The organism is Bradyrhizobium sp. 604_D8_N2_3 (genome assembly GCF_051810765.1).
In the GTDB taxonomy this organism is placed as follows: domain Bacteria; phylum Pseudomonadota; class Alphaproteobacteria; order Rhizobiales; family Xanthobacteraceae; genus Bradyrhizobium; species Bradyrhizobium barranii.
The window spans coordinates 179178-199949 of the sequence record NZ_JBPWPM010000002.1; the positions used below are offsets into that span (position 1 = coordinate 179178).

At 59.9% G+C, this 20772-nt stretch carries 16 protein-coding genes; 12 read left to right on the forward strand and 4 right to left on the reverse strand.

What is annotated here, in order from left to right:
* Window positions 1–465: 465 nt before the first annotated feature.
* Window positions 466–1344 (reverse strand): GNAT family N-acetyltransferase, encoded by an 879-nt coding sequence (locus AB7245_RS45710; RefSeq protein ID WP_439035886.1) that lies wholly within the window; start codon window positions 1342–1344, stop codon window positions 466–468.
* A gap of 353 nt (window positions 1345–1697) precedes the next feature.
* Between AB7245_RS45710 and AB7245_RS45715 the strand changes: the two genes are divergently transcribed.
* The 3 genes from AB7245_RS45715 to AB7245_RS45725 all read left to right on the forward strand — a co-directional run bounded on the left by AB7245_RS45715 (window position 1698) and on the right by AB7245_RS45725 (window position 4721).
* Window positions 1698–2621, forward strand: coding sequence for a 2-hydroxyacid dehydrogenase (locus AB7245_RS45715; RefSeq protein WP_439035887.1), 924 nt, complete (start codon window positions 1698–1700; stop codon window positions 2619–2621).
* Between the two features lie 14 nt (window positions 2622–2635).
* A complete protein-coding gene (locus AB7245_RS45720; protein ID WP_439035888.1) occupies window positions 2636–2992 on the forward strand; it encodes a cupin domain-containing protein in 357 nt (118 codons plus the stop codon).
* Window positions 2993–3263: 271 nt separating this feature from the next.
* Window positions 3264–4721, forward strand: coding sequence for an NAD-dependent succinate-semialdehyde dehydrogenase (locus tag AB7245_RS45725; protein ID WP_439035987.1), 1458 nt, complete (start codon window positions 3264–3266; stop codon window positions 4719–4721).
* Between the two features lie 142 nt (window positions 4722–4863).
* Here AB7245_RS45725 and AB7245_RS45730 read toward each other — a convergent pair whose 3' ends face one another.
* Window positions 4864–5553, reverse strand: a complete 690-nt coding sequence (locus tag AB7245_RS45730) for a haloacid dehalogenase type II (RefSeq protein ID WP_439035988.1) — start codon at window positions 5551–5553, stop codon at window positions 4864–4866.
* A 313-nt stretch (window positions 5554–5866) separates the two neighbouring features.
* Between AB7245_RS45730 and AB7245_RS45735 the strand changes: the two genes are divergently transcribed.
* Window positions 5867–7243, forward strand: a complete 1377-nt coding sequence (locus tag AB7245_RS45735) for an aspartate aminotransferase family protein (protein WP_439035889.1) — start codon at window positions 5867–5869, stop codon at window positions 7241–7243.
* 91 nt (window positions 7244–7334) lie between these two features.
* On the opposite strand, the gene AB7245_RS45740 is transcribed toward AB7245_RS45735, so the two are convergent.
* Window positions 7335–7811, reverse strand: a complete 477-nt coding sequence (locus tag AB7245_RS45740) for an Lrp/AsnC family transcriptional regulator (RefSeq protein WP_018453188.1) — start codon at window positions 7809–7811, stop codon at window positions 7335–7337.
* Window positions 7812–7926: 115 nt separating this feature from the next.
* Complete coding sequence (locus AB7245_RS45745; protein WP_439035890.1) at window positions 7927–9252, reverse strand: NAD(P)/FAD-dependent oxidoreductase; 1326 nt, start codon at window positions 9250–9252, stop codon at window positions 7927–7929.
* 748 nt (window positions 9253–10000) lie between these two features.
* Here AB7245_RS45745 and AB7245_RS45750 point away from each other — a divergent pair.
* The 8 genes from AB7245_RS45750 to AB7245_RS45785 all read left to right on the forward strand — a co-directional run bounded on the left by AB7245_RS45750 (window position 10001) and on the right by AB7245_RS45785 (window position 20743).
* On the forward strand, window positions 10001–11704 hold the full coding sequence (locus AB7245_RS45750; protein ID WP_439035989.1) for an ABC transporter ATP-binding protein: 1704 nt from the start codon (window positions 10001–10003) through the stop codon (window positions 11702–11704).
* On the forward strand, window positions 11701–13365 hold the full coding sequence (locus tag AB7245_RS45755; protein ID WP_439035891.1) for a peptide ABC transporter substrate-binding protein: 1665 nt from the start codon (window positions 11701–11703) through the stop codon (window positions 13363–13365). The genes AB7245_RS45750 and AB7245_RS45755 overlap by 4 nt, the downstream gene beginning before the upstream one ends.
* Before the next feature lie 72 nt (window positions 13366–13437).
* Window positions 13438–14388 (forward strand): ABC transporter permease, encoded by a 951-nt coding sequence (locus AB7245_RS45760; RefSeq protein ID WP_007601128.1) that lies wholly within the window; start codon window positions 13438–13440, stop codon window positions 14386–14388.
* Between the two features lie 36 nt (window positions 14389–14424).
* A complete protein-coding gene (locus tag AB7245_RS45765; protein WP_439035892.1) occupies window positions 14425–15303 on the forward strand; it encodes an ABC transporter permease in 879 nt (292 codons plus the stop codon).
* A 153-nt stretch (window positions 15304–15456) separates the two neighbouring features.
* Window positions 15457–16767 carry an NAD(P)/FAD-dependent oxidoreductase gene (locus tag AB7245_RS45770; RefSeq protein WP_439035893.1) on the forward strand — a complete coding sequence of 437 codons (1311 nt, stop codon included), beginning with the start codon at window positions 15457–15459 and terminating at the stop codon, window positions 16765–16767.
* Between the two features lie 86 nt (window positions 16768–16853).
* Window positions 16854–18281, forward strand: a complete 1428-nt coding sequence (thrC, locus tag AB7245_RS45775; RefSeq protein ID WP_439035894.1) for a threonine synthase — start codon at window positions 16854–16856, stop codon at window positions 18279–18281.
* A 393-nt stretch (window positions 18282–18674) separates the two neighbouring features.
* Window positions 18675–19547 (forward strand): GNAT family N-acetyltransferase, encoded by an 873-nt coding sequence (locus AB7245_RS45780; protein ID WP_439035895.1) that lies wholly within the window; start codon window positions 18675–18677, stop codon window positions 19545–19547.
* Window positions 19548–19558: 11 nt separating this feature from the next.
* A complete protein-coding gene (locus tag AB7245_RS45785) occupies window positions 19559–20743 on the forward strand; it encodes an alanine racemase (RefSeq protein WP_439035896.1) in 1185 nt (394 codons plus the stop codon).
* Window positions 20744–20772 lie beyond the last annotated feature (29 nt).

The window sequence follows — 20772 nt, forward strand, 5'->3', positions numbered from 1 at the left end:
GGCCCAACGGTCGACGGCAAAAACCAGCACGACCTTTCGTAGTGCTGTCTCTTTCGGCCCTTCTGTGCCGAACGGACCTTTAGGGCGCTCATCCTGTCTCCTGCGTCGAGCCGCCAACCGGGCGGGCGATCGCGGTCCCGAACGCTGCCCCAGACCAATCGAGTGCTGCGCGTTCGAAAGGACTTTCCGCAGCGATGTCAGGCGCTAGAGCATCCGACATACCCGACGGAGCCGGCAGCGTCACTTGCCTCGTTCTGTCGCAAGCAAGACACTGTCTTGCCTCGGAGCAATACCGGTGGAGTCGCGACGCAGGCAAAGTGCCAGGTTGACAACAGAAGCGACGTTCTCATCCGAGAATCCACACTGATTTTCAAATCATTCACGCTTCGGAGCGTGCCGACCAGTTACTCACTGCTGACACAATTCGCGTATTGCTGCTGGCGTCTTTCGTCTCTGTTTACGACTTCAGCTCAACGCGTGGCCGGCCAATCCGTAAACCCACGGCTCGTTATCTTTTCGGTTAAGAAATTGCTTCCCCTTGGACATGGTCGTGACGGTCTCGCTTATCCCAAGGCGGCTCTGCTGAAGATAGTCAGCAAATAGACCCGTCTGCTCTCGCGTATCGACGCGGGCGTACCGTCCCGTAAGCTCTTTAAGATGCACGGCCGTGAGATGGATCGCGTCACAATCATTGCTGGCGACGATGGGACCGATCACGTGGCCACGCCCGAACTCGCGCTTCATGGAGTAGCCGACGATCTCGCCGCCGCGGCTTAGAGTGAAGATTGACGCACCTTCCGAAAGCAAAGCAAGCAGCTTCTGGCGGCTTGTTCCAAACGCGCACTCATCCAGCGCTGCGATCTCCTCAATTTTCTTTGCCGACAGCGACCTCAGTTCGCCGTCCAGCACTGGCACCGCCGGGAGAGATGATGCGACCTCACCCTGCCACAGATACACGAGAGCTTCCTTCCTGAAGCCCAGCGAAAGATAAAGATGATAGGCGGCATCGGTCGAGTTCAGGACCAAATTCCGATTGCCACACCGTTCGAACACCTGTTCCATCAGCCATCGGCCGGTACCTTGTGCTTGGGTGCGCGGCGATGTGAGTACCAGGCCGATGGTGGCGAACTTGCGTCCGTACGGGAACCACATCGCGCTTCCGAAAACGCGCCCGATGCCGTCAACAGCGACGATGCCCTGACCGGCGCGGCGCAGGAAATCCCAGTCCTTTGGCCGATGCGGCCAGCCGACCGCAATCGAGAGCGCGTGAAGCAGCTTCACATCAACCTCGCGAATATCGCGCGCGACCAGTTCAAAGGACTTCAGACGTACCGATCGCCCCATTTCAACTCATCCGTTCCTTTGCGGAATGCCCAAAGTGTCTGGCATATTGTGGCTTTTGATCCTCCTGCCGCATTGCGGCAGCCGATGCGTCGCCTGATCATCGCACAGAAACTCAGCAGATTTCGACTGTTTACGGGCAGTCTTCGAAATCTTCGGCCTATAGCGCAACGCTATTCGGCAGGGAAAGCTCCTGGTTGCGGTTACGGTGTCGACATCCGGTGAATTGGGCGGGCAGAGCGACGCCATGACTGTCGAAGAAATCCTTGCGTGGCCTATCGCATTTCCGACCGTCGCAGGCCACGGGAGAGGACCTCGATGCGCGCTTTGCCGCGGGACACGAGAAGGGTGCATCGATGGCATTTCTTTTTAATTCCGATGCCAACAGGGGAGCAGTCTTCCGCCAAGTCTTTGCGCGCGAACTCCCCGACCAGGAATTCTACCACTGTAGTGAAAATATCGACCTCGACAAGGTGAGATACCTCCTGACCTGGAACGTGCCGGACGAAGTCTCGCGTTTTCGTAATCTGGAAGTGCTCTTTTCTATCGGTGCAGGGGTTGATCAGTTCAAGCCGGAGATCGTACCCGACCATGTGAAGCTGGTTCGCATGGTCGAGGATGGCATCATACGCATGATGCAGGAATACGTCGTGCTTGGTGTGCTAACGCTCCATCGGGAGATGCTCGCATATCGGGAGCAGCAGAGCAGGGGCCTGTGGCAAGCTCGTGCCAGTTCGCAGGCGACCGAACGTCGTGTGGGTTTCCTGGGTCTTGGGATGCTGGCGCAAGCGGCCATCGACCGCCTCAAACCCTTTGGATTTCCTCTCGCCGCATGGAGCCGCAGCAAGAAGGTGGTCGTGGGGGTCACCTGCTTTCACGGCGAAGATCAGCTTGCCGGCTTTCTGAGGGAGACGGATATTCTGGTCTGTCTCCTGCCGCTGACTGAGCAGACTCGACGCATTCTGAACGCGAGGCTTTTCTCGTTTTTGCCGATGGGAGCGCGACTGCTGCATGTTGGCCGTGGCCCGCAGCTTGACCAAGGCGCTCTCATCGAGGCGCTCGATAGCGGCCGCCTCGCGGCAGCTATGCTCGACGTCACCGACCCCGAGCCGCTGCCGGAAGGCCATGCACTCTGGTCGCACCCGAAGGTGATGATAACGCCGCATATCGCCTCCGTGACGCAACCGCATACGGCAGCACTATCCGTCATAGAAAACATCCGGCGCCACCGCGCCGGGAAAAATCCGATCGGCCTTGTCGATCGAAAACACGGCTACTAACCAGGGATAATGTCATGTCACTTCTGATTACTATCGATCCCAATCCGGACTTCGCACCAAAGAACGCCTTGCCTGTTGCGGAACGGCTCATTTCGGGCAATCCATCCTTCAAGACCTGGGCGCAGGACGCCTCGAAAGACGAGAAGGTACTAACCGGCGTCTGGGAAGCAACGCCTGGCGAAACCCATTCCATCAAGGGCACAACTTTCGAGTTTTGCCACATCATCTCGGGTCTTATCGAAATCGAGGAAAAGGATGGCGAGACGAAGACTTACCGCGCCGGCGACAGCTTTGTGATGAAGCCGGGTTTTGTCGGCGTCTGGCGCACGATCGAGACCGTGCGAAAGATCTACGTCAGCGCTTACGACTGAGCACAATGTTCGGAGCGGTCCAATATTTGGCCCGCCAGAACAATCGACTTTCCAAGTCGCGCGTGACCCGATTCAACGCCGTCAATCCATTCATTCTCGATGAAAAATGCGGCGTTCGATCCTGTATTACTCGGAACAGACGACTTTATCTCGCCAATCGCAATTCCAAGAGCATGCTCGTCGAACTCCCGTCGAGCAGACTGGCTCGTGGAAGGAACATAAAGCGATTACGCATCGCAGTGATGACGGGTTGGCCCCGAAGGGAAAGAACATGATTGCATTGAAGGACAAAGACCTGTTTCGCCAGCAGGCATTGATCGGCGGCAAGTGGCGGGGTGCGAACGCGAAAGCGACCGTCGATGTCACCGATCCTGCCAGTCAGCAAGTTCTTGGCACCATTCCCGATATGGGCCGCGACGAGACCAGGGCCGCGATTGACGCTGCGGCCGATGCTTTCAAGCGCTGGAAAACGAAGACTCATGCAGAGCGTGCAGCGCTCCTGGAGCGATGGCATGAGCTGATGCGAAAACATGAGCAGGATCTGGCACTTTTGCTGACGCTGGAACAGGGCAAGCCGCTTGCTGAATCGCTCGGAGAAATCCGCTATGGGGCATCCTTTGTAAAATGGTTTGCGGAAGAGGCACGAAGGATCAATGGATCGACTATCCCTTCACCCAATGCCGACCGCCGCATTTTGGTACTGAAGGAGGCGGTGGGTGTCTGCGGGATTATCACTCCCTGGAATTTCCCTAACGCCATGATTACGCGCAAGGTAGCACCTGCGCTTGCTGCGGGTTGCACCGTGGTCATCAAACCATCTGAATTTACGCCGTTTTCGGCCCTTGCGATCGGCGTTCTGGCCGAGCGGGCAGGAATTCCGGCGGGCGTCATTAATATCGTGACTGGCATGCCTGCGGAAATCGGCAAGGAGCTGATGGCCAATGAAACCGTACGCAAGATCTCGTTTACCGGATCGACCCGCGTCGGCGCATTGCTGATGAAAGGCGCCGCCGATAACATCAAGAAGCTCAGTCTCGAGCTCGGCGGCAATGCACCATTCATTGTCTTCGATGACGCCGATCTCGACCGGGCCGTCGAGGGCGCGATTGCGTCGAAATTCCGCAATGGCGGACAGACCTGCGTCTGCTGCAATCGCATTCTCGTACAATCCGGCATTTACGATGCTTTTGCTAAAAAACTCGCCAGCCGGGTTGCGAAAATGAAGGTCGGGGCCGGCACTGAAGAAGGCGTCGAAATCGGACCGATGATCAATGGCCCGGCGATAGAAAAGATCAAGCGGCACATCACAGACGCCCTGGACAAAGGCGCGAGGATCATCTCGCAGAGCGAACGTATGCCGGAAGGTAGGCAGTATGCCCGCCCCGTCGTGCTCGGTGAGGCAACGACTGAAATGCTCTTGGCCTCAGAAGAGACGTTCGGACCAGTCGCGCCGCTTTTCCGCTTCGAGACCGAGGACGAAGCGGTCGCGATCGCAAACGGCACGCCGTTCGGCCTTGCTGCCTATTTCTATACGGAAAACCTCAACCGCTCATGGCGCGTTGCCGAGGCGCTGGAATTCGGCATGGTGGGCTTAAACACTGGCCTGATCTCAACCGAGGTTGCGCCTTTCGGCGGTGTAAAGCAGTCGGGACTGGGGCGTGAAGGATCTCAACTCGGGATAGACGAATATCTCGAGATCAAAACGCTTCATGTCGGCGGGCTGGAATAAGGGGGCAATATCTATCGGATGACCAGCCGGAACACGGAAAAAAGGGGGCGGTTGAACCGCCCCCTTTATTCATCACGCAACGGTCTCTACTGAAGCTTTCGAAGGCCTGACGCGCCGCGAAAGAGCCCGAAAGGATACGCTTTCACGCGCTTCTTCGAAGGGGGTCCAATCCGACTGCGGCGGCGAGCCCGCCGATGTCAGCGACCTCGGTGTATTCATAGAAGGGGTTCGCGGGCTCATGACCGCGGTTTACCCACACCTTGCTCTTGATGCCCAGGTCGTAGGCCGTCATCAGGTCGTACCGGAAGGACGAGGAGACGTGGGTGATATCTTCCGGGCCGCAGCCCAGCTTGTCGAGCATGTACTCGAAGCCCTTCATGTGCGGCTTGTAGGCGCCGGTCTCCTCGGCCGTGATGACCATGTGGAAGGGCGCGCCGAGCTTTTCGACGTTCGACATGATGAGGTTCTTCATGGAGTTCGACAGGATCACCAGCGGTATCTCCGTGGCGACCTTGGCGAGGCCCGCCGGGACGTCGGCATGTGGACCCCATGTGTGGATTTCTTCATTGATGCGCTGGGTATCCTCAGGCCGAAATACGACACCGTTGCGCTTGCACGCGCGCTCCACCGAGTTATGCACGACCTCGAAGTATGGCTTCCACGCGCCAAGAACCTCGTCCAGGCGATAGGCAGCGAAATCCTTGATGAAACTTGCCATCGTCGTGGCAGAAAGCCGAGAGCCGTAGACTCGCCTTGCCGCACCGGCCATGTCGAAATTCGTCAGCGTGCCATAGCAATCGAAAGTGATATATTTCGGTCGGAACTTGGTCATGACGTGGAATCCTCCAATCTTCTCGGCACCGCGCGCCGGTACGACAAGCATCATAATGAGCATCTCGTAAGATAAAGCGCCGCTTTCGCTGGAACCGAAGCAGATTGTGTTGTATCGGATCGAAGCTTTGGCAGAGAGTTGCGCCAAGCAACCGCTCGCGTTGAGCAGCACCGTCAAGCGCCGGGCCTGCTCCGGCATAAGCTGCGGCATCGATCATCAACGAAAGTCAAAACTCCTCCGATCCAGGCGCGGCTTGGGAGGAACTGCCGTCCTCGATATCCTAATCTGCCTTCGGGTTGATATGGAGGACGACATGTTGAGCAATTCGCTGATCGAGCTGGATCGTGCGCATCTGGTTCACCCCGTCTCATCCTATCGCAGTCACGAGGCCTTGGGTGTGCGGGTGTTAAGATCAGCGAAGGGCGCGACCCTGACCGATGCCTCGGGACATCAATTGCTCGACGGCTTCGCCGGCCTGTGGTGTGTCAATGCCGGGTACGGACAAGACAGCATCGTTGATGCAGCCACGAGACAACTGCGCGAACTGCCCTATGCGACGGGCTATTTCGGGTTGGGCTCCGATCCGGCCATCCGGCTGGCCGCCAGGTTGGCCGAATTGGCGCCTGGCGATCTGAACCATGTTTACTTCACGCTAGGTGGCTCCGATGCCGTCGACAGCACGATCCGATTTATTCGGTACTATTATCATGCCAAGGGTACGCCGGAGAAGGATCAGTTCATTTCCGTCGAGCATGGCTACCATGGATCGTCGACGGCCGGGTCCGGCTTGACGGCGATCCCCGCCTTTCATGCGGGCTTTGGGGTACCGTATAGCTGGCAGCACAAAATTCCGTCGCACTATGCCTATCGTAATCCAGTCGGTTCCCATCCTCAGGCTATCATTGCTGCGTCGGTCGCGGCCCTGCGAGCCAAGATCGCCGAACTGGGCGCAGATCGCATTGCGGCTTTTTACGTCGAGCCAATTCAGGGATCAGGGGGCGTCCTCGTGCCACCGCCGTCTTGGTTGAAAGCCATGCACGCTGTTTGCAAGGAGAACGACATTTTGTTCGTAGCCGATGAGGTCATCACCGGCTTTGGTCGTGTCGGCCCATTTTTCGCCTGCGAAGAAGACGACGTCGTGCCGGATTTCATGACCACCGCAAAGGGTCTGACGTCGGGCTATGTGCCGATGGGAGCCGTTTTCATGTCCGACCGCGTCTACAACACGATTGCGGACGGAGCCGGCAAGACGGCCGTCGGCCACGGCTACACCTATTCCGCACATCCCGTCAGTGCAGCGGTCGGGCTCGCGTGCCTGGATCTTTACGAAAATGGCTTGTTTGCAAACGGCCGGAAGGCCGGGCGCCGCCTGATGGAGGGCCTTCGCGCGCTTGCCGATCATCCACTTGTCGGCGATGTTCGTGGTCGCGGCATGCTGGCCGCAATCGAGCTCGTCACGGACAAGGAGCGCAAGACGGCGCTGCCGGCGGAAGCGGACGCCGCGCGCCGCCTATTCGACCGCGCATGGGACAACGGTCTCGTCATTCGCGCCTTTGCCCAGGGCGTGCTGGGTTTTGCGCCGCCGCTCTGCTGCACGGACGCGGACATCGACGGCATCATCGAACGAACTCGCGTGACGCTCGACCAAACCCTCGAAGACAGGGACGTCCGCGCGGCGATGAAAGGATGATCACTGCGCCTGTCGTTCCGAGGCCAGCAAAAGCCTGAGCCGTAGCGCGGCCGGCGATCTGCCCGTGCCCCCCGAGATGGAGGATTGTTCTTCAGCTGTTGAATATGCTTTCGAGAGGCAGGTGGGATTTCACGATCGGGGACTTCAGCACGACAAAACTGAAGTATTTGTCGATTCCGATATCCATCTCGACGAGACGTTCCATCAGCGCCTGATATTCGCTGATTCCCGCTGTGATAAACTTCACCAGGTAGTCATATCCGCCCGAAACCAGATGGCATTCGACGACCGAATCTATCTTTTCGATAGTCGTGAGAAAGCGCGCGAAATCGATCTGGCGATGATTTTTGAGCGTGATCTCGGCGAACACAGTCAGAGTTTGTCCGAGCTTGGAAACGTCGATCTGGGCGGAATAGCCGGTGATGAAGCCCTCCGTCTGGAGCCTCTTGACGCGCATCAGGCACGGGCTCGGGGAAAGGTTTATCAGCTCTGCGAGCTCGACGTTGGAAGTCCGCCCGTTCTTCTGCAGTTCGCATAAAATCCTGATGTCGATCTTATCGAGCTTCATAAGCAATGCCATGAGATGGGAGCCATAGCGGCGTCAAGGCTTTGAGGCTTCAGCGTCATACGCACTGTCATAGCACCAACCAGCTTCCTTTCCCACCGGGCGGAGAGATTGCTTTTCAGAACTCGGCGACCTTGCCCCAGGCACCCGTTTTCAGCCGCTCCGGCCTGTATGGACGCGGGCAGACGATCGGCGCAGTACCAGTAATGATGTCGGCGATCAGGTGCCCCGCGCCGGGGCCAATCCCGAAACCGTGGCCGCTGAACCCGGCCGCAAGGATAAAGCCTGGAATCGCCCCCACCTCACCGATTGCGGGAACGCCATCCGGTGTGCTGTCAATATAGCCGGCCCAGACATTGGAGATTGCGACGCGACGGAGTTCAGGCAGCAATTCGCAAGCTCGTTGATGTGTCAGCCGTATCTGCCGCATGTCGGGACGGGGATTAAGTGTCCGGTTCAGCTCCATCGGGGTCGTCTCATCGAGCGCCCACTTCGCCAAGGATTCATGACCTTGGCGCATGCCCTCGAATGCTCCAGGGGCGAGACTGCGCCAGCGGCGAGCAAACATCGGCACGAATTCGCGGGCGAACCTGAATTGCTGCGGCGTTGGATCGACTCGCGCGCGCCCACTTATCGCCAGCGTGTACCCGCCGCTGCTACGCCGCGTGAGCGACACGCCTGCAGTGTGCAGGGCGTCGGGCAGACCCGCCGCGCCAGGAGCCACGGCGAGAATGGATTGGCGCACGGACGCCTGCGGGAAGCGAATGCCGAGCTGGTTGCAGAACGAAGAGGCCCAGGCCCCTCCTGCCATGACCACCGTGTTGGTCCGGATTGTGCCCGTTTCGGTCACTACGCCGCTCACCCGGCCGGCACGGAGCTCTATGCCGCGAGCGGCGCAGTGCTGGTGCACCGTGCCGCCAGCCGTCATGATCGCACGCGCGACCACGGGCACAGCCTTCGAAGGGTCTGCCGTTCCGTCGGTTGGAGAGAATACGCCGCCTTTCCATTTGCGGCCCATCGCTTTGCCTCTCTCGTTCGCTTCGTTCGTGCTCAACATCTGTGTCGTAACGCCGACCGTCTTTGCAAAATCGCGCCACTTCGCCCAGCCGGTCAGCTCATTCTCGTCATTCGACAGATAGAGAAGCCCGCAGCGGCGGAAACCCGTGTCTTCCCCGGTCTCCTGTGCTACTCTCTCCCAAAGATCGAGACTCTTGGTGGCGATCGGTAGCTCGCGCGCGTCGCGATTCTGTTGACGACACCATCCCCAATTGCGACTGGACTGCTCGGCGGCGACACGCCCCTTTTCGAGCAAGGCGACCTTAACGCCGCGGCGGGCGAGATAGTAAGCCGCGAACACGCCCACCACGCCGCCGCCAATGACGACGACGTCAGCCTCTTGAGGCAGAGACGGGCTTGATTCAATATGGATGAGCGGCGCACTCATGAAGCGAGGACTCCCGGCGTTTGACCTATCGTAGCTGAGCATTCGCGGCAGGTGCTCTGCGGGAATTTGTGATTAGACGGAATATTCTGCGGTTTGCCGACTTCTGTTCAAGCTATTATTGCGAGAATACGTTGCTCGCGCCCACCTCATTCGCCAAAGTACCAGGGCATCAAGCTTTGAGCGCGTTCGGCCGTGCCGTGCCTAACGATAGTGCGCTTGTGCGTAAAAGGCAGGCCGACTGAGAGTTTTCTCGTCGCGGCGTCAATCTCAATCCAGTCCAGTTCGGTAATTGATCTCCGACGTTTGGCGGCGCAGACTGAAATGCCAGATGGCACTTCGTTTTCAGAACTTCCTGCTGCCCGCAAGGCGCGTTTCGGCGACTCCGGGGCCATTGAAGCAGTCAAACTCGTACATGCCGGGTCAATGCCGATCAATGGCAGAAGTTCAAAAGGGACGCTGGATGAGCCTTGTCCATGAGCAGACCTTCACAAGAGCAATCAAGCTGAACGGCACTGATAGCTCCACGAACCTCGATTCAGTGATCGAGTTGGCCACTCGTCCGATGCTTTGGCCGTGACCGCTTTTCCCGTTGAGCACAAAGCTCTGAATCATGTCGCAGCCTCCGAACAGGGAATGGCAAAATGAGCGGCGAATTTTCGACCTGTCCGAGCGTCGCGGCGGCAACAATGGCCGAAGAGCCAATCCGCAGCAGAATGACCCAACGCTGTTGAAAGGGGAGACTGTTCAAATGGCCTCTGCCTCTCAGGCTGTAACTTCGGAAGATGTGGCACTCTCGGTGCGCGACCTGACCGTGAGCTTGCCGGCCGGGATGGAGCGGGCTCACGCCGTCGAGAACGTCTCCTTTGATCTGAAGCGCGGTCAGATACTGTGCATCATTGGAGAGTCCGGATCGGGCAAGTCGGTCACAGCCAATGCGATCATGGGGCTTCTGCCCAAGGCGATACGTGTTGCCTCGGGTTTGATCGACCTGAATGGGACCAACATCGTAGCCATTTCGCCCGATAAGCTCCGCAACCTTCGCGGCCGCGTCGTGTCGATGATCTTTCAAGACCCGCTCTCGGCGCTGAACCCGCTGATGACCGTGGGCGCGCAGATCGAGGAGGTCATGGCGGCGCACGACGTTGGGACGTCGAAATCCCGCCGCAGCCGCGCCATAGACTTGTTGGTTGAGGTCGGTCTTCCCGATCCGCAACTCATGTATCACCAGTATCCATTCCGGCTTTCGGGCGGGCAACGGCAGCGGGTGATGATCGCCATGGCTCTGGCTCTTGAGCCCGCGATCCTGATTGCGGACGAGCCGACGACCGCGCTCGACGTGACGACGCAGGCGCAGATCCTCAAACTGATCCGCGACATTCAGCGCCGCAAGGGAATGAGCGTGATGTTCATCACCCATGACTTTGGAGTCGTGGCGGAGATTGCCGATTCCGTTGTGGTGATGGAGAAGGGCCATTGCGTGGAGCAAGGCAGTGCCGAGCAGGTGCTCAAGTCGCCAAGTCACCTTTATACGCGCCGCCTGATCGCGGCCGTGCCGCACCTGACCGGCAAGGACCGCAATCCCTTGGAAGCCGCCGACAGGGCGTCAATCCTGAAGGTCGAGTGTCTGGTCAAGACCTATCGCAGCGGCAGTGCGCTTTTCCGTACGCAGCGCATCGTGCCTGCGGTCAATGGTGTCTCGTTCGAGCTCACGCAGGGCCGCACGCTAGGCGTTGTCGGAGAAAGCGGTTCGGGCAAATCGTCGCTCGGCCGGCTGCTGATCAAGCTCATGGAGAGCGACGGTGGCTCGATTCTGTTCGAAGGCCGCGACGTCGCCCGGCTTACCGAGGCCGAGTTTCGGCCGCTGCGGCCAAAAATCCAGATGATCTTCCAGGATCCTTTTGCGTCGCTCAACCCGCGCTCGACGGTCGGGCAAATTCTCACAGTCGGGCCGGTCGCGCATGGCGTGCCGCACAGAGAGGCTGGTGAGCGGGCGCGGGAGCTTCTGTCCCATGTCGGCCTGGATTCAGGCGCCTTTGACCGCTATCCGCACGAGTTCTCCGGCGGGCAGCGTCAGCGCATCGGCATCGCCCGGGCGCTGATGTTCAAACCAAAACTGCTGATCGCCGACGAAGCCGTCTCCGCGCTTGATGTCTCGATCCAGGCCCAAATCTTGAAGCTGCTGGATCAGATTCAGCGGGAGACCGGCGTCTCGATGATCTTCATCACGCATGATCTGCGCGTTGCCAGCCAGATCTGCGATGAGATCGCCGTCATGCATCGAGGACAGATCATCGAACGCGGACCGCCGTCGCAGATCTTCCTGGACCCGAAATCCGCCTACACGCGCGAGCTCGTCGCCGCCATCCCCGGCGAGCAGCCAAGGGGCGCTCGCGCGCTCGCGGGAGTCAATGAACACCGGCGGGACACAGCCAAGAACGAGGAGAGGTCATGACGGAAGCTTATTTTGACTCGCGCTATTCACGGCGCAATGCACTTCGATTGATGGTGGCCGGGGCTGCCGGCCTCGCTGCACCAGGCCTGCTGGGTACGCCCGCCTTCGCTCAGAAGGCCCCCGCCAAACCGAGCGGTCGCATTGTCGTCGGACTTGGACAAGAGCCGACCGTCTTCAATCCGCTGATGGCGCACATTGAAGTCGATGATGGTGTGCATTTCTCGGTTTTCGACGCGCTCTTCCGCATCGACCCAAAAGGCGAGATTCAGCCCAACCTTGCCGTCGAAGTACCGAACCAAAAGAACGGCGGAATTTCGGAGGACGGTCTCAAATGGCACCTTCGTTTACGTGACGATGTCCGCTGGCACGATGGCAAACCCTTCACGGCCGAGGATGTGAAGTTCACCCTCGAACTGATCATCAATCCGAACTTCCGGAGTTGGCGCACGGCGGGCCATGCCCTCGTGCGCGACATCACGGTGATCTCGCCCACGGAGATCTCGTGGCGAATGGAACAGGTTTTTGCGCCTTATCTATCGTTCCTGACCGAAACCTTCATCGTGCCCAAGCACATCCTCGAGAAGGAGGCCAATCCAAACAACGCCGCCTTCAACCAGGCGCCGGTCGGCACCGGCGCGTTCAAGTGGGGTCAGCGGGTCGCAGGCGATCATCTCGAACTCGTGGCTAACCCCGACTATTTCGGAGAAGGCCCACACATCGAGAAGCTGATCTTTAAATACATTCCCGACCTCACCGTCCTCTACACTCAGTTCAAGAGCGGCGACGTGGACCTGATGGGGCAGCCGTACATCACAGCTGATCATTACGAGGAAGCCAAGGCGCTGGCGAACCGAGTGGTGACACTGGTCCCAAAGGCTTCATTCGAGTCCTTTTACCTGAATCTGGAGCGTCCACAGTTCAGGGAACTTGCAGTCCGTGAGGCGCTTTACGCAGCCATCGACAAGGAATCCATCATCCAGGGGCTCTATTACGGCGTGCCGACTCCGACGGAGACCTTCATGCCGAGGCAGTCCACCTACTATAACCCCAATCTTCCGGCACACGCATACAATCTGGACCGCGCGCGTCAGATCCTGGACCAAGCCGGCTGGGCGCCCGGGCGGGACGGCATTCGTGCCAAAAGCGGCGTCCGTCTGTCCTTTGCCAGCTCGACCACGTCAGGCGATCCGCTTCGCGAGCAGGTGCAGCAGTTCTTGCAGCAGACATTTGCTCAGTTGGGCGTTGAGATGAAGATATCGAACTTGCCCGCCGCGGTGATGTGGGGCGAGTTCTGGCAGCAATCGCAATTCGATTCCGTGATCGTCGGCAGCACGTATCTGATCGGCGCCGACCCGGACGTGACCAATCGCTTGCACTCGCGCGCGATTGCAGCGAAGGGCGGGCGTGGTTCGAATAATGCGCAGTATTCAAATCCAGAGGTCGATGCCTTGCTCGACCAAGGCGCTCGCAGCTTCGATCCGGACGCGCGGCGCTCGATCTACCGTCGGGTACAAGAGCTCGTTCGTCGCGACCTGCCCTTCCTGCCGCTGTACCAGACCAATGCGGTCCAGGGTAACAAGAAGGGCATTTCCGGCGTCGTGCCGAACGTCAACACGCGCACCGAATCGTGGAACGCGCTGGCTTGGTCTTGGGCGAGTTGACGTATCGCCGCCCGAGGCCGGATAGGCGCAGGGCGGCCGACTAGGCGCTGTCAAGCTAACATGGAGACTCGAATGCCCGGGTTCCTGCTTAATCGTTTTTCGCAGAGCATCGTGCTGTTGGTGATCGTCTCGATCATCGGCTTCACGGTGCTCAACTTCATGCCGGGCGGTCCTCTCGCGCAGTTCGGGCTGGATCCCGGCATGACCCAGAAGGACATTGAGCGACTCGCAGAGCAGCTCGGGCTGAACCGGCCGTTGTGGATTCAGTATTTTGATTGGGCCTGGCGGCTGGTTCAGGGCGACTGGGGACATTCTTTCCGCGACGGCACGCCGGTGCTGGCGGTGATTGGGCGTCACCTCTTCGCTACGCTGCTGCTGATGGGGACGTCCACGGCACTGGCCATCGCCATTGGCTCCTGGATCGGAATCCGCGGTGCCACCCACCGCTATTCCCTGTTCGACTATTGCGCGACGATCGGCGCCATGGTCGCGCTGTCGGTCCCGACCTTCTGGTTCGGCCTCGTCGGCATCTATATCTTCACGCTGAAGCTCGGTTGGGTGCCTGCAGGGAACATGTACACGATCGGTGACGGCTCGGTGCTGGACTACTTGCATCACCTGATCCTGCCAAGTTTGGTGCTGTCGCTGGTCCACGTCGCGGTCTGGAGCCGCTACATGCGCACCGCGACACTCGATGCACTGAGCCAGGATTTCGTCAAGACGGCTCGCGCCAAGGGCCTAAGTGAGCGCCGCATCCTGCTGAAGCATGTCGTCGGCAATGCGCTGTTGCCGATGATCACGCTGGCTGGGGTGCAGTTGCCGAGCATTCTGACCGGCGCGTTGGTCACTGAGACCATCTTTACCTGGCCGGGAATGGGGCGGCTGTTTCTCGATAGCCTCGGCTACAGTGACTATCCGATGGTCATGGGGCTGTTGATATTCTCAGCCATCCTTGTGGTGCTGGGCAATCTCGTCGCCGACATCCTTGTCGCACTCGTCGATCCGCGCATTCGTCTCAGCTGAAGACGCAGGTTCGTGCCGTCAACAGGAGTCCCAGTTATGACTGACATCGCCGCCCACCTCCCTCCAATTCGCTGGTGGCACAGCCGCGGGGTGCGCCGCTTCATGCGCCACCATCTGGCGCTGCTCGGATTCGCGATGATCGCCCTGCTCGTGTTGGCGTGCGTCTTGGGCCCCTACGCCTTGCCTTACGATTCGCTCTATATAGATCTGCGCGCTCGCTTTGCTCCTCCCTTGAGCGGTCATCATTATTTCGGCACCGACCCGTTGGGGCGAGACTTGGCTGTACGACTCTTGATGGCCGGGCGTGTCTCGCTGCTGGTAGGATTCTCCGCGATGTTGTTGTCAACGCTGATCGGAACGCTCGTCGGCGTGACCGCAGGCTATCGCGGCGGCTGGATCGGAGCGGCGCTGATGCGCACGGTGGATGGCTTTCTTTCCTTCCCCTCGATTTTCCTCGTGCTGGCGCTGGCCGCGACGCTCCGGCCCAGCCCGATGATGATCACTGTCATCATTGCTGTCACGAGCTGGATGGAGGTTGCCAGGATCGTCGAAGCCGAGGTCCGTTCGCTGCGCGAGCGCGAGTTTGTCCAGGCCGCGCGCATGGTCGGTCTGAGCGGCAGGCATATCATGCTTCGCGAAATTCTGCCCAATGCCACCGGTCCGATCATTGTGGCCGCAAGCCTCACCGTCGCCCGTGCGATTCTTCTGGAGGCCTATATCAGTTTCCTCGGTTACGGCATCCAACCACCGCTGCCCAGCTGGGGCAATCTGCTCAACGGCGCCCAGCAATATCTGGCCAGCGCTCCCTGGCTTGCCATCATTCCAGGCGCGGCGATTACGATCGCAGTGACCAGCTTCAACTTCATCGGCGACGGGCTGCGCGATGCGCTTGACGTTAGAGATGACCACATTTGACGGCTTGAGCCCAGGTGCCAGGCAGCGGACAGCGTTGAAGGCTATCAGGCAGAACCTCCTGATAGCGTAGACGTCGCAAGCACCGCGTTGGCTGATCAGAAGCCGTCTTGTCAGTAATCCAAGGCCACCTTTAACACCCGAGAAGTCAGCGACATGCACGAGCCCAGAGCCGCAGAGAAGGACACGCCCTATTGGTGGGAAGCCGCACCACTTAGGTCGCTGCCTCAACAGACTCTTCCCAAGAAACTTGACGTACTGATCGTGGGCGCTGGCTATGCCTCTCTTTCGGCCGGGCTGGTGCTGGCGCGCGAGGGACGCTCGGTTGCGGCCTTTGACGCGATGACTCCGGGCGAGGGCGCCTCGACGCGCAACGGTGGAATAACCAGCGCAAGCATACGGCCGGATTACGCGGCGATCTCCCGACGCTTCGGCGAAGACAAGGCGTTGGCAATCGAGGCGGAAGGCAAGATCGCCCGCGAATTCCTTTACGATTTCATCAAGACTGAAGGGCTCGCCTGTGATTTCCAGCTGGTCGGACAGTTCAAGGGCGCGTTCGGATATGAACAGTACGACACGATGGCGCGTAGCGCGGAAGTATTAGCGAAGAGGCTGCGGATCGAGTCTCACGCCGTACCCTATGCCGAGCAGCGCAGTTACATCGGCACCGATGTCTACCGGGGTGGAACAGTCCGGATGGATATCGGTGGGCTACAACCGGCGAAGTTTCACGCTGAACTGCTTCGCGTGGCGCTCGCTTCGGGCGTCGCGGTTCATGCGGACACGCCCGTCATCTCAATTGAGAGGGACGGCTCCGGATTCCGCATCGTGACCTCGGCCGGTTCAGTGCAGGCGCGTCAGGTGCTGGTTTGCACGAATGGCTATACCGATAGCGCCGTTCCCTTCCTGCGCCGCAGGCTGGTCCCGGTTCGCAGCCGGATCATTGCAACCGAGGAGCTCGCACCTGACGTCATGGCGCGGCTGATGCCCAAACGCATGATGATGACCGAGAACCGCCAGATCGGGTTCTATTACCGCCCATCGCCCGACGGCAAACGTATCCTGTTAGGGGGGCGCGACAGCTCTCGTGTCGGTAACCCGGTGGCTCCAAAGCTCCTGCTGCGCAAGGGGCTGGTGAACCTTTTCCCCGAACTCGAGAATGTTCGCCTTTCGCACAGCTGGTTCGGTAATGTGGCGATGAATCGCGACATGCTCCCGCGCATCTTCGAAGAGGACGGTGTGGTTTATGCCACTGGCTTCTGCGGTTCAGGCGTCGTCTGGGCGCCTTGGATCGGGATGCACGCGGCCCACAAGCTGATGGGAAATCACGAACGGGCGCGCACCGCCTTTGACTTCCGTCCGCCGGACTCCATCCCGCTCTATCGTGGCGATCCCTGGTTCATGCCGGCCATGATCTGGGGATATCGGATGCAGGATCATTTCGCGCTGTGGCGCGACCGCCGCTGACGGCTGGAGCTCCATCGGGCATTCTCAAAGGTACAACTCAGGTCATGGACCTGGCGGCACCGCCGCCTCTCGAAAGAAACGCATCGATGCACTACGTATCCACGCGCGGACATTCAGGTCGCAGACAGTTCTGCGAGACACTGCTTGAAGGCCTCGCCGAGGATGGCGGGCTGTACGTGCCTGAGACCTACCCGCGTGTGGATGCCGCTACATTGGATGCGTGGCGTGCCTTGTCCTATCCCAGCCTGGCCTTCGAGGTCCTGTCGCTCTACGTCAGCGATATTCCGCCCGCCGACCTGAAGGCAATCTGCGAAAAAACCTACACGCCCGAGATCTTTGGTACCCCGAACATCGCTCCGCTTCGAAAGCTGGAGACGCGGCTTTATCTCCAGGAATTGTCGAACGGTCCTACGCTGGCGTTCAAGGACATGGCCATGCAGTTGCTCGGCAATCTGCTCGAGTACGAACTGGCACGCCGGCACGACGAATTGAACATTCTTGGGGCCACCAGTGGCGACACCGGGAGCGCTGCCGAATACGCAATGCGCGGCAAGAAGGGGGTGCGGATCTTCATGATGTCGCCCCTCGGACGGATGAGCTCCTTTCAGCAAGCTCAGATGTTCAGCCTGCAGGACGCCAACATCCACAACATCGCTATAGATGGCGTGTTCGACGATTGCCAAGACATCGTCAAATGTGTGTCCAGCGATCTGGAATTCAAACGACGATATAAGATAGGTGCAGTGAATTCGATCAACTGGGCCCGACTGGTCGCGCAGGTCGTCTATTACTTCTCCGGCTATTTTCAAGTCTCCGAAGGGAGGTCAGCAGGCGTTGACTTTTCCGTGCCTTCAGGAAACTTCGGAAACATCTGCGCTGGTCATGTTGCGCGCATGATGGGACTTCCAATATCCCGTCTCGTCCTTGCGACCAACGAAAACGACGTGCTCGACGAGTTTTTCCGCACCGGCGTTTATCGCGCCAGAAGCCGAGCTGACACGCTTGAAACATCGAGCCCTTCCATGGATATTTCCAAGGCATCAAATCTCGAGCGGTTCATCTTCGATTTACTCGGTCGCAACGCCAGTCGGACGAAATCGCTGTTTGAGAACCAACTTCGGAAATGCGGTTCGTTCGACCTCAGCGGTGATCCCAGCTTCGTAACGGCGGCGGCGCGTTTTGGATTCCGCAGCGGCAGGAGCACCCATGCCGATCGACTGGCGACGATCCGTGACACGTGGGACCGCTACAACACAATGATCGATCCTCACACTGCGGATGGTGTGACGGTCGGGCGCATGCATGCGAACCCCGAGACGCCGATGCTTGTGCTCGAAACGGCGCAGCCAATCAAATTCGCTGCGACGATCAAGGAAGCGTTAGGCCGGCAGCCGGATCGTCCGCAACGGTTCGATGGAATAGAAGGGCTACCGAGGCGAGTCAAAGTCCTTCCCCCGGATGCACAGGCCGTGAAGAACTACATCGCCGACGTCGTGCAGGGTGCGACGTGCTGAAGGGTCGGTTCCGGATCGAGGAGCGTTTCAGCCATGGCTGTATTACGGAGCTGTCATGCGACGAGGTTCGCGGGGCAAAAGCTACCGCGACCTTGCAGGCACGCCTGAAGGTGGCGACCGGTGGTAGCGGACGCGAGTGACGTGGCGGTCGGCCCGCACCGGTTCGGCAGGTCTCGGCACAAAGCTGAGCTTGGCGCGCGAGCCGCTGACAGCACATCGTCCCTTCTACCGTACCATCAATGCAATACCCTGCCGAACTTTGCGTCAGTCTGATCGCGTAATGCTGTCGGAGCCAAGATACGCTGCACTTCGTGTGAACATCGTCAGATGGACCTCGCCGTGTCAGGCACTGACGACTAGTCCGGTAACCCAAGCAAGAGACGTCGACGCATCATGGCAACAGCAGCTACCCAGGCCGGAGAACGCGAGATTCAAGACGTGGCCCTGGTCCCTTTCGCGAGAGCGCATCTGGAAGGTGCCCTGAAGCTCTCGCAGGAGATGTCTTGGCCGTACCTGCTCAGGGATTGGGAATTTGCGCTGCAGCTTGGCCGCGGCTTCGTGGTGACGAGTGCAGGTGCTGTGGTGGGGACTGCGCTCTGGTGGCCTTACGGCGACACCCATGCTTCCGCCGGAATGATCATCGTCTCCAAAGCCATTCAGGGACGCGGTTACGGGGCGCGGCTGATGGACGCGCTGCTCGCGGCGGCACGACCCCGGATCATCACGCTGAACTCGACTGTCGAAGGCATGGCGCTTTACCAGCGCCGTGGCTTCGTCCCCATCGGGATCATCCATCAGCATCACGGAGTTCCCAGGGAACGCCATGAGGCGCCGGGTCCGTGCTTCGTCAGGGCAATGGCTCCATCGGATATCGGGGCGATCGTGGGTCTCGATCACGAGGCCACCGGCTGGACGAGGCGGGAGATGCTGAACCGATTGATCGAGGTCGGCGACGGCTATGTTCTCTTGCGTGACGGCATACCCCGCGGCTACGCCATTTCCCGTCTCTTCGGCCGTGGGCATGTCATCGGTCCTGTGGTCGCCGAAAGCCCGACCGATGCGCGCGCGTTGATCGAGGCCGCGCTCGCGCCCCTCGGGAGTGTTTTCGTCCGCGTCGATACCTCTGCCACCTCGCACCTCGGGGAGTGGCTCGAGGGCATCGGCCTGCAGCAGGTCAGCGATGCCACCACCATGGTCCTTGGGACGCAGATGCCATCGACCGGGCCGGCGCGCACGTTCGCGCTCGCCAACCAGTCATTCGGTTAGGAGACATCGGGATGCTGCGCTCAGAGGTGCACCGAACGGATATCCCAAACGCCCGACCGGGCGAGACGATCGGAGCGCTGGCGACGCCGGCCCTCCTGCTCGACAAAGAACGGCTGGATCGCAATCTCACGCGTCTGTCCTCTCGTATGGCCGCGGCGGGCGTCGTGCTGCGCCCCCATATGAAAACCGCGAAATCCATCGAGGTCGCCCGGCGCGCGTATCCCTTCGGGCCGGGGCCGATCACGGTCTCCACCTTGGCGGAGGCGGAATACTTCGCGCGATATGGTTTCCGCGACATGACTTATGCCGTGGGTGTGGCACCGCACACCGCTGAAAGGGCGATGCGTCTCCGTCAAGCCGGCGTCCACCTCAAGATGCTGCTCGATTCGCCTGAACAGGCGGCGATGTTGGGCGCGGCCGCTCGCGCCGCCGGCGTGACGCCCTCCGCCTTCATCGAGATCGACTGCGACGGTCATCGCGGCGGGCTGACCGCCACCGATCCCAAGCTCATCGCCGTCGCGGCGGCCCTGGCCGAGGCCGGCGTCACGCTCGCCGGCATTCTCACCCATGCCGGCGAATCCTACAGCCTTTGCACGTCCGATGCCCTCGTTGCGGCCGCAGAGAACGAAAGGGCCGTGGCCGTGGCGGCCGCGGAGACATTGCGGGCGGCGGGGCATGAATGCCCGGTCGTGAGTGTCGGTTCGACGCCGACCGCCTATTTCGCCGAAGACCTGACCGGCGTCACGGAGATGCGGGCCGGCGTCTACATGTTCTTCGATCTGGTGATGCACGGCGTCGGTGTCTGCACGACCGACGACATCGCGATCTCGGTTCTCGCCACCGTCATCGGCACGAAGCCGGAAAAGGGATGGATTTTGGTCGATGCGGGCTGGATGGCACTGTCACGCGATCGCGGCACCGCGGCGCAGCGGGTCGACCAAGGTTACGGTCTCGTCTGCGATCTGTCCGGCCAACTCTATCCGAACCTAATCGTCGCGCAGGCGAGCCAGGAGCACGGCATCCTCGCCATCAGGTCCGGATCGGCTGCAGCCCTCCCGCATATCCCGATCGGCGCGAAGGTCAGAATTCTGCCCAATCATGCCTGCGCGATGGCGTCACAGCACGAACTGTACAATGTCATCTCGGCGGGAAGCGACGCAATCGAAGCTCAGTGGCCGCGGATGCGCGGCTGGTAGGCCTGAAACAGAATCGGGCGGCGATTTGC